Annotated in this window: 12 protein-coding genes, 2 tRNA genes and 1 rRNA gene; 13 read left to right on the forward strand and 2 right to left on the reverse strand. The window is 42.7% G+C overall.

What is annotated here, in order from left to right; all coding sequences use genetic code 11:
• Positions 1 to 98: 98 nt before the first annotated feature.
• The 8 genes from rrf to speB all read left to right on the forward strand — a co-directional run bounded on the left by rrf (position 99) and on the right by speB (position 6794).
• Positions 99 to 215: ribosomal RNA gene (rrf, locus tag LG211_RS00005) — 5S ribosomal RNA — on the forward strand.
• 6 nt (positions 216 to 221) lie between these two features.
• A tRNA-Glu gene (locus tag LG211_RS00010) sits at positions 222 to 296 on the forward strand.
• A 53-nt stretch (positions 297 to 349) separates the two neighbouring features.
• On the forward strand, positions 350 to 1561 hold the full coding sequence (locus LG211_RS00015) for a YibE/F family protein (RefSeq protein WP_148395361.1): 1212 nt from the start codon (positions 350 to 352) through the stop codon (positions 1559 to 1561).
• Between the two features lie 116 nt (positions 1562 to 1677).
• Positions 1678 to 1760, forward strand: a tRNA-Leu gene (locus LG211_RS00020).
• A 794-nt stretch (positions 1761 to 2554) separates the two neighbouring features.
• Positions 2555 to 3331, forward strand: a complete 777-nt coding sequence (locus LG211_RS00025; protein WP_148395362.1) for a helix-turn-helix domain-containing protein — start codon at positions 2555 to 2557, stop codon at positions 3329 to 3331.
• Positions 3328 to 4227, forward strand: coding sequence for a carbon-nitrogen hydrolase family protein (locus tag LG211_RS00030; protein ID WP_148395363.1), 900 nt, complete (start codon positions 3328 to 3330; stop codon positions 4225 to 4227). The genes LG211_RS00025 and LG211_RS00030 overlap by 4 nt, the downstream gene beginning before the upstream one ends.
• A 28-nt stretch (positions 4228 to 4255) precedes the next feature.
• Positions 4256 to 5596 carry an APC family permease gene (locus LG211_RS00035; RefSeq protein ID WP_148395364.1) on the forward strand — a complete coding sequence of 447 codons (1341 nt, stop codon included), beginning with the start codon at positions 4256 to 4258 and terminating at the stop codon, positions 5594 to 5596.
• Positions 5597 to 5834: 238 nt separating this feature from the next.
• Positions 5835 to 6794 (forward strand): agmatinase, encoded by a 960-nt coding sequence (gene speB, locus LG211_RS00040; protein ID WP_148395365.1) that lies wholly within the window; start codon positions 5835 to 5837, stop codon positions 6792 to 6794.
• A 63-nt stretch (positions 6795 to 6857) separates the two neighbouring features.
• Here speB and LG211_RS00045 read toward each other — a convergent pair whose 3' ends face one another.
• Complete coding sequence (locus LG211_RS00045; RefSeq protein WP_253021027.1) at positions 6858 to 7487, reverse strand: TetR/AcrR family transcriptional regulator; 630 nt, start codon at positions 7485 to 7487, stop codon at positions 6858 to 6860.
• Between the two features lie 191 nt (positions 7488 to 7678).
• Between LG211_RS00045 and LG211_RS00050 the strand changes: the two genes are divergently transcribed.
• Positions 7679 to 9055: an APC family permease gene (locus LG211_RS00050; protein ID WP_148395367.1), complete on the forward strand. Its 1377-nt coding sequence runs from the start codon at positions 7679 to 7681 to the stop codon at positions 9053 to 9055.
• A gap of 383 nt (positions 9056 to 9438) precedes the next feature.
• Here the strand turns inward: LG211_RS00050 and LG211_RS00055 are convergent, their stop codons facing one another.
• Positions 9439 to 11298, reverse strand: coding sequence for a glycerophosphodiester phosphodiesterase (locus LG211_RS00055; protein ID WP_253021028.1), 1860 nt, complete (start codon positions 11296 to 11298; stop codon positions 9439 to 9441).
• A gap of 116 nt (positions 11299 to 11414) precedes the next feature.
• Here LG211_RS00055 and LG211_RS00060 point away from each other — a divergent pair, with 116 nt between their 5' ends.
• The 4 genes from LG211_RS00060 (at position 11415) to gap (ending at position 15191) form a co-directional block, all read left to right on the forward strand.
• The gene (locus LG211_RS00060) at positions 11415 to 12326 is read left to right on the forward strand and encodes a hypothetical protein (protein WP_269476794.1); all 912 of its coding nucleotides are present in this window, start codon (positions 11415 to 11417) and stop codon (positions 12324 to 12326) included.
• Positions 12327 to 12392: 66 nt separating this feature from the next.
• Positions 12393 to 13145, forward strand: coding sequence for a DeoR/GlpR family DNA-binding transcription regulator (locus tag LG211_RS00065; protein WP_148395370.1), 753 nt, complete (start codon positions 12393 to 12395; stop codon positions 13143 to 13145).
• The gene (gene pfkB / locus LG211_RS00070; RefSeq protein ID WP_269476795.1) at positions 13142 to 14065 is read left to right on the forward strand and encodes a 1-phosphofructokinase; all 924 of its coding nucleotides are present in this window, start codon (positions 13142 to 13144) and stop codon (positions 14063 to 14065) included. Before LG211_RS00065 ends, pfkB begins: the two co-directional genes overlap by 4 nt.
• A gap of 109 nt (positions 14066 to 14174) precedes the next feature.
• Positions 14175 to 15191 (forward strand): type I glyceraldehyde-3-phosphate dehydrogenase, encoded by a 1017-nt coding sequence (gap, locus tag LG211_RS00075; protein WP_148395372.1) that lies wholly within the window; start codon positions 14175 to 14177, stop codon positions 15189 to 15191.
• The last annotated feature ends 32 nt before the right edge of the window (positions 15192 to 15223 follow it).

Here is a 15223-nt window from a genome sequence, read left to right on the forward strand (position 1 = left end):
CGCTTGACCAATGGTTTCAAGGAAGAAGCGTGTAAAGGAAGAAAGACACTTGACATTATTCAGTTTTGAAGGTACAATACTTTCAGATGAAAAGAAAATCCGGTGACTATAGCGAGGAGGTCACACCTGTTCCCATCTCGAACACAGAAGTTAAGCTCCTTAGCGCTGATGATACTTGGCGGGCGACTGCCTGGGAAAGTAGGACGTTGCCGGTTTTTTTAGGCCCTATGGTCAAGCGGTCAAGACACCGCCCTTTCACGGCGGTAACCCGGGTTCGATTCCCGGTAGGGTCACCAAAGATAATCCACGTTAAAAGTATAGGCTGCTTTTAATCGTGGATTTTTATTATATGAAAGATATTTTAGTGCTATATGCGAGGGATCAGGAAACTATGAATAACAGTAAGGGTAAGATTCGGTTTGTTTTAGAGTTACTAATTGTATGTGTATTATCATTACTCTTCATAATGATCGGCAATCGAACTTGCGGCTATATACCAGGGGGCGCTGGAGAAACGGATGTCGAAAGCGCAAAGGTCATTAAACTAGTAGATATTCGAGAAGAGATAATTGAAGGCCTTCAAAATACCGTAATTGTCTTTCAAGCAGAAATGCTTACAGGAGACGAAAAGGGACAAGTCCTCGAAATGGAACAAATCATCAATGATGTAACGATTGATAAACCCAATCCGGTAGAAGTAAAGGATCGAATACTTGTCTCCAATACAGATCTCATGGGTAATGCAACAGAAGATGCCCAGTGGTACTATTTACAGCAGGATAGAATTCCCGGGATGCTGTGTCTTGCAGCCATATTTTTGATATTGTTGTTGATTATCGGGAAATTAAAAGGGCTGACAACGATTATTTCTTTAGCCTTTACGGGAGCGGCAGTATTCTGTGTATATATTCCAGCGATCCTATCCGGGAAAGATGTCTATTTGACTACTATTATTATTACTATTTACATTATTTTTTCCAGTTTGATTCTGCTCAATGGATTTAATAAAAAAACGCTGTGTGCAATCGTTGGCAATATTGGCGGGATATTAGCGACCGGAGTCCTGGCTTTCGTTGTAAATTATGCTTTAAAAATCACAGGGATGGTCAATGAGGATTATGTCTTTTTAGCTGCAATTGGAGACGATTCTTCTATAGATCTTCGTGCCATCGTTTGGAGTGGAATTATGATTGGCTCCTTAGGAGCGATTATGGACGTTTCAATGTCCATTGCCTCGGCCATGCAGGAATTAGCTGTTGAAATGAAAGACCGCACCTTTAAAAGAATGGTTTCTTCCGGAATGAATATTGGAAGGGATGCAATCGGGACAATGACTATTACCTTGATCCTGGCCTATGCAGGCAGTTCGATCGCCTCTATTCTACTCTTTACTTTGAATAATCGTAACCTGCTGATTCTCATGAACTTTGAAATGATTGTGGTAGAAGTGATACAGGCTATTGTGGGAAGCCTGGGAATTCTTTTAGCGGTCCCAATTACCGTATTATTTGCCGGAGCAACCTTTAATAAGAACAAGAAGGCCCCTGGACAGTTTGACTAAAAATTGATTGTTTCGTTTTTACTTTCCATTTGAAAAGTACTTGCAAAATGAAACTTGGTATAGTATAATCTAATCTGTTGATTCGCATTTGAATGTTGAAATTTGAATGTTTATACGCGCCTGTGGTGGAATTGGCAGACACGCTAGATTTAGGTTCTAGTGGGCGACCGTGGGGGTTCAAGTCCCTCCAGGCGCACCACAATCTATCCGAAAAGGGCAGGAAACACATTGAAATCGGGAAGATTTCAATGTGTTTTGTTTTTTGCGGAGCTAAAAAAGAGGGTTATACTCTCTCAATGACATCCAATAGGAAGCGGGCGCCGACCCAATTGACTGCCCCTTGACAAAGTGTAGGCAAGAAAACTCAGCCCAGCTCGGCCGTGACTTTCGCAATTCCTTTGCCGAATACGTAATACGCGCTGTAATACCACGGGGCGGTCCCAAAAGGATGCTCAGAAATACACAGGTGTTGTTTTGATTTCTCCACATCATCTGTGATTTTTAGAAGTATGGTCTTCTCCGCGGGTAAAGGCTCCGATCTCCCCAAGGCCGTAGACTTCAATATATAGATTACCGTGCGCATAACAAGTTGGCAGCACTCTCGCGCGCAGACAGATTCGATCATGAGTGTCCTGCTGGAACGGACTGTCTTGAAGCGACGTGTCCAAGCCGGAAGAAAGGAATTCTTTACTTGTTTTTGTGCTTTTCGTTTATTGCTTTCATTGTTTCGTATATAATAAAAGAAAAGATAAAGAAGAATGTGATTTGATAATAAGTTGTGTTCTTTTTTATTTTACCTTCGTACATCTCATTGATCAGCCCAAAATAGGATGAAGGTTCATTAGAAAAAGCGTTCAAAACGAAAAAACTGTACCTAGGTACCATATGAATAATTTTTTAACAAATGTATAATATTCATAATTAATATCGCTATGAACGTAGCCGTGTACTTGATTTATATGGATTAATTATTGAAGAATCAAAGGAGCTATTATGAATAGTCATTTAACTTCTAAAGACTGGAAACGCATTAACGATATTATTCTGGAGATGAATTACGAAAGTGATATTTTGAAAGCGCTCAATTTATTTCTAGTTGGGATCGATAAGATGGTGCCATATGAAAAGGCGACAGTCTATTTTTACACGCTAACAAGGAATAAAGTGAATGTCGACACCCGAATCAGCCAGGGGTTTGACAAAAGAGATCTTGAAACATACGATGAATACTATTGTAAAATTGATGATATCGTTGAAAAAATGCTTCCTACCAAACTGACTACGGTTAGGAGCAGCGATATTTTCAACCTTAAAGAACGGAAGCAAACCGAATACTATAACGATTATATTCGGCCGGTGCGAACACATTTTTCCCTGGATTCAAATTTTAGGTGGAATAAAACGGTAAAGGAGACAAGTTTTGGTTCCCTTGACCTTTTCAGAACGGAAAAGGAGCGGGATTTTACGGATAAGGAAGTTGAAATCTGTAAAATTCTGCAGCCGCACCTTGAAACAAAGGCTTCCCAGTATGTATTTTCATTTGTTGATTCGCTGGAAGATATTCTAAGTAAATTTTCCTTTACAAAAACGGAAAATGAAATCGCGCGCTTAATATTACGTGGATATACAAATGAACAAATATCCAGAGAAAAATTTATCACTGTATCAACTGTAAAAAAGCATGTGACCAATATTCTGGAAAAATCCAAGTCCATTTCCAGGATTGAGTTTATATGCAAAATAAATTTTGATGGAAAGGATATATTATGAAATACGAAAAAGATGTTATGAATGTCGCGGTTGTGGACTTTAAAGTATATGCAGGACAAAAGGAACGCAACCTTAAAAGAATGAATGAATACTCGATCGCTGCCGCAAAGCGCGGTGCCGACCTTGTTCTGTTTCCGGAACTGAGCTTGAGCGGATATGATTATTTTATTGATGATAACATCAGCCTGGAAGAAAAGAGAGCCATGGCTGAAACGATACAGGGACCATCTTGTTCCTATATGGCCGAAACGGCGAAGAAATATGGCATATATATTGTGTTCGGTTTGGCAGAAAAAATGGAAGGCGATGAAGATAAAATATACAATTCCGCTGTGGCAATTGGGCCTGCGGGCGTGATCGGTTCCTATCAAAAAATCCACCCTTTTGATTTGGAAAATAAGTTTTTTAGCAAAGGGGAAACGCCCTTTATGTTTGATACGGAGTGGGGCCCCATTTCCATCGGGATCTGTTATGATACATATCAATTTCCAGAACTGATGCGGTATTATGTTGCAAAGGGTTCCAGGCTTTATTTAAATCCCACAGCGGTAGTAGAAGAAATTTCAAAGCAAGGCAGCAGACAAGCATTTATTGATTATTATGCTCCCACACTGGAATACGGCGTATTGTGCAATACGATTTTTATTGCCAGCGCAAACTTGACCGGCTTTGATGATATCAGCTACTTTGGCGGGGGAAGTGCAATATTAGGTCCCAAATTAACACCATTTTTTGAGACCAATGTGTACTATTATGCTGGGAGCAAAGAAAACACACAAGAAGGAATCAGCCTTACAACTATCGATCTTTCATTGGCCAGAAGACGGCTGATGGATTGTTCAGGAGCTGCTGGAGAGCCGGATTACAGACCGGATTTATATAAACAGTTTATTTAATTATTACTATTTTAAAGGAGGAAACACAATGGATTCTCAATTACAAAATGCTCCAACATTTAAGCGGAGCCTGAAGCTCTACCATTTGACCATCTTGGGCGTGGCTTATATGACACCAATGATCGTCTATGGTATGTACGGTGTTATTGCGGTCACTTCACATGGGCAGGCGGCAGGTGCCTTTGCGATCGGCGTTGTAGCTATGTTTTTTACCGCGTACAGTTATTGCCACATGGTAAAAGCATTTCCGATCGCAGGCTCTTCTTACACCTTTACCCGTCAGGGACTCAATCCAAAGCTGGGATTTATGACCGGATGGATGATCCTTCTGGATTATCTCTTTATCCCTATGGCGATCTGGCTGATTGGCTCTTCATACTTTGAAGCGGCGATTCCTGCAGTGCCTCGTTGGGCGTGGGTTTTGATTTTCATATTTGTTACATCGGCTCTTAACATTATTGGCATGAAAATTGGGGCTAATGTAAATATTTTTATGGTATTAATCCAAATTATGATTATTTTGGCATTTATCATTTTTTCCGTTAAAGCAGTCATGGCCGGTATGGGTGAGGGAAGATTCACACTAACTCCCTTCTTCAATCCGGACGTTCCGTTTGACTTTGTTGTTGCCGGCGCGGCGATATCGTGTTATTGCTATTTAGGGTTTGACGCGATCACGACGTTTGTTGAGGAAGCGGTAGAGCCGGAAAAAAATATCCCGAGGGCTATTATGCTGACTCTGTTAATCTGCGGGCTCGCATTTGCTGGCGCATCCTTTTTCACAACGCTGGCGCATCCGTCCTATGATTTTGCAAATGTCGATAATGCATCCTATGAAGTGGCGAAAATAATTGCACCTCCAATTTTTGCCTCAATTCTATTGATCGGTGTAATTATCGCGCAGTTTGCCTCCGGCGTATCTGCCCAAGCGAGCGGAGCAAGATTATTGTACGCAATGGGCCGCGATGGCGTGCTGCCGAAAAAAATCTTCGGGGTGTTAAATGGAAAATTCAATACTCCGGTAAGAAGTATCATCGTCACCGGCATCATCGCTTTGCTGGCTACGACGCTTGATGTGGCCACCTCTACTTCATTTATCAACTTTGGCGGCTTTATCGCATATATCTTTGTTAATCTGTCTGTAATTTTCCATTACTTTGTCAGAAAAAAAGCGAGAGGGATTGGCTCTGTGATAAAATATCTGATTTGCCCGGCTTTGGGAGCGCTCTTTGTATTCTACTTACTGATCCATCTGGATAAGTCCGCCATTATTTTGGGATGCAGCTGGGCTGTCGTTGGATTTATTATTCTCCTTTACCTGACGAATATGTTTAAGAAAGAACCGCCTGAAATGACGATCGACGAATAAATAAGTAATCAAAAGCAAACACCTGATTTACATGAGTGAATCAGGTGTTTTTTGATGAAATTAATTTGGCTTAGGCTGTAAATAAACACTTAGCTAAACAATTTTATCTTGACAGAAGATGAATTGTTGTATATAGTAAAACTAACGAACGGTCGATAGATAAAATAACCCATCGATTTGGCAAACAAACTTTGAGATATTTGCCGATTTAGACTTGTTTAGCAGAGGAGGAAATAATATGAATAAGTGTAGTTTTTTGGAAACAGCAATGCAATGCGGAGTCAGCCATTCTTTTTTAAAAAGTGATTATGTATCATTTGACAATGCCAGCTTCTCGCTGGAGCAGGCCGATTACGCAGTGATCGGCGCTCCATTTGAACAATGCTGTGTTTACCGGCCGGGAAGTGGATTTGGGCCCCAATCGATTCGTATCGCATCAGAGCAGTTTTCAACCTATAATATTGAACTGGATGTGGAGATTACCGACCACTTGAAGTTGGTTGATGCAGGCGATGTTGCAGTGATTCCCGGCAATCGGGATAAAAGTTTGGAACGCATTGAGGAAGCGGTGGAACGTATTTATCGGCATGGGACCATTCCTATTTTGCTGGGAGGGGATCATTCTGTTACTCTACCGGCGGTTAAGGGGATTTTAAAGAATTTTAACGGAAAACTGGGAGTGATTCATTTTGATACGCACCTGGATACGGGGGATGAATATGCGGGCGAGAAAATCAGCAACTGCACACAGATGCTTCGGATTTCGGAATTCGATCAAGTGGATGGATCAAATATCGTACAGATTGGAATTCGTGGATGTTTAAACCCTAAGGAAGAGTATGAGTTAGCTAAAAAAGCTGGGATTCATACAATTCTCATCAACGAAGTTTTGAAGCGTGGAATGGATTCTGTTGTAGAAGAAGCAATTCGACTGGCGTCAGAAGGAACGGATGCTATTTATTTAACGGTTGACATCGATGTCTTGGATCCTATTTATGCGCCAGGAACTTGTGCGCCAAGTCCGGGAGGACTGTCAATCCGCGAATTAATCGATGCAGTAAGGAAAATCGGAAAAGAAAAAGTAGTCGGATTTGACTTGGTAGAGGTGGCCCCTCAGTATGATTTGGGCGGTGTAACACAACGCTGTGCGGTAAGCACGATTCTAGAATTCTTATCCGCTTGCGCTATTGAAAAATAACCTTTTGAATATTACGTTTATGAACAACGCTGTTTCCAAATTATTTATTGGAAACAGCGTTGTTTATCGATCTTGTTTCATCATCTGCCAAGCAGTATCCCAAATGATCGTAATACGCTTTTGAAATTGTTCCGGTGAGTAGTAATGGTACTCCAAAGCAACGCCGTCCATAAGACAAAAATAGTAGTCAATCAGAGATTCAATAGCAATCGGTAGGATCTCTTTCCGCTCGATACCCTGCTTCAAAATCGATGCTATGATTTCCGATACATCTGCTTCATATTCCATGAACGTTTCCTGCATGGCGCTCTTTAAGGCCGGAGGCTTAAACTGACAGAAGCGATCGAAGAAATACATTTCCATTTCAAATTTTGCATTTCGTTCGCCATAGTATTTTAGAAATGCAAATAATTGATCCTCAACCGGCAATTCTTTCACAGCTTCATAGAGCTGCTGCATTCGCATAAGATCAGAATCGATAACGCTGTTATAAATACTCATAAACAACTCTTCTTTGTTTTTAAAGTGAAAATAAATAGTAGAGGCACGGATACCGACCTTTTCTGCAATATTTCGAATGGAGGCCCCTTCATAATCGTATAAGGCAAACTCTCTTAGTGCACACTCTTTAATGCGCTGCGCTGTATCGCTGGTATTTTTTTGTTCCGTATTAATCAGAGCTGTTTTTCCCATTGTAAATTCCTCCAGTATAAATAATACTAACATATTTAGCCTAATGATACAATTGCCGTTTAAAAGGAGATAATATGACTAATTAATTTCTTGATTGACAAGGGTCAGGTTCTTGTGTACAATATAAACATACCGATCGTTCGTTAGGTTAATTATCGTTTTGCTATTCTCCAAGGAGAGAAAGGGAAAAAATGAGTTTTTTTAACTTTATCGGATATGATCAGGACGGCAGTATTCAAGAACTGAATACCAATCTTGAAAAAAATCAACTTTCTACATGGCATATCATTTTGGCTTCTATGGGCTGGAACGCGCCTGCCTGGGTAGCAGCATCCTCCATACCACTGCTGTATGCTGCAGCAGGACATGCGGGCCCTCTAGTTTTACTCGTAACCTTTCTTTGTTCCACGTTGATCATTATGTTTTGCATGGTATACCTTGTCAGACAGGCGCCCTCTGCAGCTGGAGTTTTTACCTTTACAGAAAAATTTGTGAATCACGATATAGCTACAGTAATCGGTACAAGCTATGTGATTTGCGCTATGATTATTTTGGGAATGACTACGAATGTGGCAGGCACTTATATAAAAGCGCTATTTCCTTTCATTAAGGGGGAATACTCAGGGCAGATCGTAGGAACCTTCTTTATTTTGATTTTATTGACAATTGCATTACAGGGTGTCGCGCTCAATGCCAAACTATCTGCGGTTTTCCTGGCAGTTGAAGTTACGATTGTAGTCGGACTGGGTATCTGCGGAATTGTGAATCCGCGTATTGAAGGAATTTCTCTAGCGGAATGCTATTCAATTGAGGAAGTAGGCGGCATCGGCGGTTTGGTCAGCGGTGTACTAATTGGAATCTTTATCATCTGCGGATATGACACCACGATTAATTTTATTGAAGAAGCGAAAAAACCAGTACGTTCTGTACAGAGGTCATTGATGATTATTGTTTTTGTCATTTTCGCTATTTACACCATTGCTACAATTGGATGGCAGCGAGCTGTACCATTGGAAGTTTTGACTCAATTTGAAAATGGAGACGGCGGACCAATCGCCTCGGTTGCAGCAGCGTATTTGCCGGCCTCCATGCAATGGATCGCCATTTTTGTTGTCATTACTTCCACCTATGCCGGATTTCAAGTAGCTTTGATGTCTGGAGCCAGAGCAGCGTATCGTATGGGAGAAGAAGGCTGCCTACCGCCTGTTTTCCGATTGCTGAACAAGCATAAAACCCCGTGGTTCTCGACAGTACTGATTGCAGGCGTAGGGCTGTTGTTTATTTGGATCAAGCCCATGTCAGAACTGGACTGGTATCTGAATATTATTTCCATCGGGTTGATCCTATCATTCTCAGCAACATTGATTGCGTTCATCTTTGCAGTATTTAAACAGAAAAAACGGGCGCATGCTATTGCTGCTTCTCTTCTTCCAGCCTTTGCGGTATGCTTCATGGTCTATGCTGCGTATGCATCAGGCGCGGGAGCATGGAAATCAGGACTTGTGATTGTATTGATCGGTATAGCATTCATTGTTTGTGGAAAGACGATCGGCAAAAAATATATATGAGAATTTGGTTGCATTAATATGGAAAGGTTTGATATATTCGGCTGCGCAGCCGACTGCGCCAGAACGCGGAAGGTTTTCTGATATGGAGAACAACACCGAACAATCCTGACAGCTGGGATATAGCTGGCGGCGTCTGGGGAGATAATTGCGATTTTATGTTTGGTTATGATTCCTGTAAACTGGATACAGGCCTAAGGACGGCAGCCAGTCTTGTGCTGTCAAGGCAGAAGTAAAGTAGCTTATATATTAAGGCTAATACTCATGCACCAATTTTGCTGTTTTCAAAATTGGTGCAATTTTAATACTTTCGATGGTTAAAGATTATGCTTTATTCCGATCAAATATGGGATAAAGTGAGCTTTTCTTTTTCCCGGAAGTCTGTCTTATTTTATCATGCTCTCAACATATTCATCCACGACTCCGCGAGCCAGTTTGGGCTTGTCGGTTATAATACCCATGGCCCCCATTTTTAAATAAGACTCCATAGACTGCTTTTTATCCACCGTCCAGACATATACCGGAAGATATGCACGATTGCATTCAGCAATAAAGCTATTGGTAGCCATGCTCTCCTCAATGATGAGAAAATCTACATTAAGCTGACGCAGCGAGTTGAGCCTTGCTTGCCCCAGATTACCATATACACAGTATCCTACGGTATATTCGGGGTAATGCGTCTTCAAATCTTCTACAAGGCCGTACTCAAGAGACATGATCTCGCAGTTTTTTTGGAAATGGTTTTGTTCGACGACTTGCGTGACGGCTTTGACAATATTTTTCTTCTCATGGCCGTGGAGCTTCAATTCAATCAGCAGGTCAATTTTCCCCCGGGAATAATCGATGACCTCATCTAATGTAGAAATCTTTCCAGCCTTATCATTCTGTTTCAAATTAATTTTTTTCAATTCACGAGCCGTCAGATCATATACGTTGACGTTTTCTCCGGAAAGCCGTTTTAAGTTATCATCATGGATGACCATGGGGATCCCGTCTTTGGAAAGAAGAATGTCAATTTCCGCATAATCTGCTTTTGTATCGATTGCGCCTTGAATAGCTTCCACGGTATTTTCGACTCCATATTCACTGCCTCGATGACCGACCACCACCTGGTCGTAGGAATTGGGCTGGCTGTAAAGAATTCCAAATACCCCGAGAAATGCTAATATGCAGATTATAGTCCAAATGGGTTTTTTGTGATTTTGATAAAAGGGCCGTCTTTGAACCCAGCCGGCAATCGCCGAAGCGATCGTTTTCAAGGCATTGTAAATCTTTGACGCCGCCCCCTGCGTCTTTCTCAGCCTGCGATCGATCGTCGGCATGGCTTCTTCGTTGAGGCTGACCCTGCCGCGGCATTGGAGATACAGAGCCACCAGAAACGATAGCAGCAGTAAAATCAGACAGATTTGTAGGCATTCTGTTAATAAAAGCTGTAGTAAACTTTTCCAAGAAAAAAAGAAATTTCCTAATATTTCTACAATCCCTGTATCCGAGATACCGGCATAATAAGTCGGAAGAACGCCTGGATAAAGGAATAGGACACACCAAACTACGAAGATGATAATTAAGGGTATGGCATTTCGCAGCTTCATCGATAGCAGCAGAGCTAAGCTGCTTCGGCAGGCCCGGCCGAATTTGCGGCGGCGCAGGACCATGGAGGGCAGCACGAAAATCAGGCAGAAGAACAGCAGATACATAAGAACATAAAAGAACACCATCAGAATACTGCCGAAGGTAGATTTGTACAGCTCACCGCTGATAAAATTGGGAATATCCCCGTCGGGACGAATAGACGGCGCGATCCCCATCCCCACGAGAGGAAGCAGGCCAAGGGCATATAGGATGAATCCAATGGTGCCAAAGCTTTTGAGACTCCTGAAGGTGGTCAAAGCCATTTTTGCCGCATTTACCAGCGTTATAGGCGTACCGGAATATCGGTAGTAAATCATGATAATTATGACCGAAAATTCATAAAATGCAAGGAACGCTCCCAGAATGCATAATAAGATAGTAGCGATGATTCCTGCCGCATTGGTGAAGAAGCCTGCGATATCTCCATTAAAAACCACCTCGTGGCCGCTGATATGGAGGGCCTGCTGCATAATCAGCGATAATAACGGGCGGAATATCAGGGTACAAATCAGTTTATAGATAATTTCAAAAAATAGAAGCGCCGGCAGCACGCGTATGAAGGTCAAGGCTGCTGTTCCAATCATATTTAAAGTTGGTGATTTAACGTGTTTCATAAAATTACCCCAATCGTTTCTTTCCATTATAGGCTCTGTAACAGAAGAATTCAAGACCGTTATCAAAGAGGTATTAGATCCCCCCCTTTCGGGAATACTGAAAGCAGGAGGAGTGAATGAGAAACGGCGGGTACAAATGGTTTCGCATTTTTTTATATGGCCTGTTTTGTGTTGGAGTCACAGCTGTATTGGCAGTAAGTCTGCCTCAGATGCTGCTTCACTTTTATGACGCGGGGTACCAAGATCGCTGCGGTGAGAAGGTGTCCTTATCTAAAATTTTGGAAAAAAACCGACTAAGCAGCAATGACTACCAAATCATCTTTGAACAAACTGGACTGGGGCGGCAGGCGGTAGAATCCCTAAGAGATCGGCAGGGTTATCAAAAAGATGAGATTCAAGCTTTTCAGACGGCAATTTTTTCAAAAATAAAGATAGAATGCAGAGCTACGAGCCCAATTACCAGACAGGATCGATGCTGCTCAGCAGAGGGGAAAAAACTGCCGATTGCGCCGATTGAAGATGGTGACATCCTGATTTCTTTTTCTTCTCACACCTTTGGGTGGAGGCATGGGCACGCAGGGATCGTGGTGGACGCGCAAGAGGGGCTTTGTCTGGAAGCGCTTACGCTGGGCAGCGAGTCAGAGCTAAAGGATCTGGATCATTGGCGGGAATATTCCAATTTTGCTGTTTTACGGTTGAAGAACACCGATGCACAGGAACGGAAAGCCATTGCCCAATATGCAAGGGATTGTTTAAACGGTGTCCCTTACAGCTTGTTGAGCGGCCTACATGGAAAAAAAGAGGCTGTTTCTAACTGCTGCGGTCAAGCCCAGTGCGCCTATCTAATCTGGTATGCATTTGCTCATTTTGGATATGACTTGGATAGCGACGGAGGCCGGATTGTTACTGTAGCTGACCTTGCAGCCAGTTCTTTGCTGGACGTTGTTCAGAGTTTTCATATCAGTCCTGAAGCTTTCTATAGATTCGAAGACGATAAACGGTCAAAATCAGTCAAAATACGTGAATGAGTTTGAGAGGAATTGATTGACTTTGGAAGAGATTGTGTTATAATAAAAGCGCTAGGAGGCAAAGCGATGTTGCAGGATGAACGGCATGAAAAAATTTTAAACGAGCTGAAGATCAAACACGCTGTTAAAGTAACCAGCCTGGCCAAGGAACTGGGAATCAGCGAATCCACAATAAGGCGTGATATCAACGAATTACATCAGATGGGAAGGCTGAAGCGAGTATTTGGCGGAGCAGTCTCCGTATCCGCAGATATGGCTTCAAGAGAAACCGATGTTGCTGCCAGATCCCAAATCAACATAGAGGAAAAAGAGCGGATTGCCAGATACGCGGCAACGATGATCAACGACAATGACTTTGTTTTTATTGATGCAGGGACAACAACAGAAAGGATGATCGGGTATCTGGAAAAGAAAAACGTTACATATGTTACCAACGGCATTGTTCATGCGAAAAAACTAATTCAAAAGGGGTTTAATGCATATATCATAGGAGGTCTGCTGCGGCCCTCTACGGAAGCTGCTATTGGTACGGCCGCCATCGCTTCAATGAGCAGATACAACTTTACCAAGTGCTTTATGGGAACCAACGGCATTGATATAGAAAGGGGATTTTCAACGCCGGACATTGGAGAAGCAGCCGTAAAGACCGAAGCGATGAAGCAATCCTATGAATCGTTTGTTCTAGCCGATCATGCGAAATTCGGATTGATCTCTTCTGTCACGTTTGCCGGCCTGGAAGATGCCTGCATTCTTACCGATTGGACACCGGATGCCAGGTATCGCCAGTTTACGATTATCAAGGAGATCGAGCGCTTATGATTTACACAGTTACCTTCAGTCCAGCCATAGATTATATAATTCATATGGATGCACTGACGCAGGGAGAAATCAATCGATCGAAACGGGAAACGTGCCATTTCGGCGGCAAAGGTATCAATGTATCCGTTATGCTGGAACGTTTGGGCGTTAGAAATACGGCGATGGGTTTCATCAGCGGCTTTACGGGGAGGGCGCTTGAAGAAAGCCTTTGGAAGGCAGGAATAGATACAGATTTTGTTTATCTGGAGGAAGGCATTACCAGAATCAATATTAAGATTAAAACTGATCAGGAAACAGAGATAAATACGCAGGGAGCCTCCATTTCCCATGAAAAGCTGAAAGAACTGTTCCTTAAACTGGACGCACTGAAAGAGGGAGACATACTGATTGTTTCCGGCAGTGCTCCCAGCACAATTCCTGAGGGCAGCTATGAAACTATGCTGGACAGGCTGGAAGGAAAAGGAATCCGCTTAGTAATCGATACAACAGGGCCGCTTTTAAAAAAATTGCTGAAATACCGTCCCTTTCTCGTTAAGCCTAACAAAAAAGAGCTGGAAGAGCTGGAAGGAAGCAAGATTAGGAGCGATCAAGCATTGGAAGACAGGGCCGGTGCACTGCAAAAACAGGGTGCGCGGAATGTCCTGGTTTCACTAGGGGCAGAGGGTGCATATTTACTCAGCGAAGATACAAGAGCTTATAGAATGCAGTCTCACAGCGTGAGTGTTGTAAATACGGTGGGTGCCGGAGATTCTATGGTAGCGGGTTTCTTGGCAGGTTACTTGAAAACCGGCGATTACCCATTTGCGCTGCGCCTTGGTCTTGCGGCAGGTTCTGCAACAGCTTGCAGTGAAGGATTGGCCAGCCTGGAAAAAATTAAGCATTTTATGAATCCATTTGATCGATTGGATTTAGGGAGATGATTTACCACGTCAAAAAGGAGACGGAGGCGAGAAAGGTTTTAAAGCCTGAAGTCGCAATTTCGTAAAACTTTCATATAATAAATGATGTAATTCAAGGAGGATGAGCACAATGACAAAGATTGCAATTAATGGGTTTGGGAGAATCGGAAGATTGGCGTTTAGAAAGGTTTTTGACAATCAAGACTTTGAGGTGGTAGCCATTAATGATTTGACAAAACCGGATATGCTGGCTTATTTATTAAAGTATGACAGCGTGCAGGGCGCTTACAGAGGTCACACTGTGGAGCATGATGAGGAATCTCTGATCGTAGACGGAAAGCGGATCAAAATCTATAAAGAGTCTGATCCTAAAAACCTTCCCTGGGGGAAACTGGACATTGATATTGTATTGGAATGCACAGGCTTCTTTACTTCTAAGGCAAAATCGCAGGCACATCTAGAGGCAGGAGCTAAAAGAGTACTGATCTCCGCGCCGGCCGGTAACGATTTGCCGACGATTGTATATGGTGTAAATCATGAAAAGCTGACAAAGGATGACCATATCGTATCAGGCGCATCCTGTACAACCAATTGTTTAGCACCGATGGCAAAAGTCCTCAATGAATATCGAGAACTGAGAACCGGGTTTATGACCACGATCCATGCTTATACCGGAGACCAGATGATTCTGGACGGCCCTCACAAAAAGGGTGATTTCAGACGTGCAAGAGCCGGGGCTATAAACATTGTTCCCAACAGCACCGGTGCAGCGAAAGCAATCGGCCTGGTCATTCCGGAGCTGGCGGGCAAACTGATTGGATCCGCCCAGAGAGTACCAGTACCCTCTGGTTCAATCACCATTCTTGATGCAACCCTGAAAGATGAAACAGAAAGTGTCAGTGTGGAAGGAATCAACGAGGCGATGAAGGCGGCTGCCAACGAATCCTTTGGGTATTCTGAGGAAGAATTGGTGTCCAGCGATGTAATTGGCATGAGCTATGGCTCTTTATTCGATGCTACACAGACATTGGCGGAGCGGTGCGGCACTAAAATTTACGAAGTCCGTATTGTCGCCTGGTATGATAATGAAATGAGCTATGTTTCCCAACTATTGAGAACCTTGGGCCATATGGCAAGCTTGCTGTAACCTATTGACCATTTTCCGCGTCCCATCTCGGC

The sequence above is a fragment of the Hominibacterium faecale genome (assembly GCF_020734085.1).
GTDB classification, from domain to species: Bacteria; Bacillota; Clostridia; order Peptostreptococcales; family Anaerovoracaceae; genus Hominibacterium; species Hominibacterium faecale.

Coding starts and splice junctions, on each gene's coding strand:
- LG211_RS00015 (WP_148395361.1), top strand. CDS start 350: ATGAAAGATATTTTAGTGCTATATGCGAGGGATCAGGAAACTATGAAT.
- LG211_RS00025 (WP_148395362.1), top strand. CDS start 2,555: ATGAATAGTCATTTAACTTCTAAAGACTGGAAACGCATTAACGATATT.
- LG211_RS00030 (WP_148395363.1), top strand. CDS start 3,328: ATGAAATACGAAAAAGATGTTATGAATGTCGCGGTTGTGGACTTTAAA.
- LG211_RS00035 (WP_148395364.1), top strand. CDS start 4,256: ATGGATTCTCAATTACAAAATGCTCCAACATTTAAGCGGAGCCTGAAG.
- speB (WP_148395365.1), top strand. CDS start 5,835: ATGAATAAGTGTAGTTTTTTGGAAACAGCAATGCAATGCGGAGTCAGC.
- LG211_RS00045 (WP_253021027.1), bottom strand. CDS start 7,487: ATGGGAAAAACAGCTCTGATTAATACGGAACAAAAAAATACCAGCGAT.
- LG211_RS00050 (WP_148395367.1), top strand. CDS start 7,679: ATGAGTTTTTTTAACTTTATCGGATATGATCAGGACGGCAGTATTCAA.
- LG211_RS00055 (WP_253021028.1), bottom strand. CDS start 11,298: ATGAAACACGTTAAATCACCAACTTTAAATATGATTGGAACAGCAGCC.
- LG211_RS00060 (WP_269476794.1), top strand. CDS start 11,415: ATGAGAAACGGCGGGTACAAATGGTTTCGCATTTTTTTATATGGCCTG.
- LG211_RS00065 (WP_148395370.1), top strand. CDS start 12,393: ATGTTGCAGGATGAACGGCATGAAAAAATTTTAAACGAGCTGAAGATC.
- pfkB (WP_269476795.1), top strand. CDS start 13,142: ATGATTTACACAGTTACCTTCAGTCCAGCCATAGATTATATAATTCAT.
- gap (WP_148395372.1), top strand. CDS start 14,175: ATGACAAAGATTGCAATTAATGGGTTTGGGAGAATCGGAAGATTGGCG.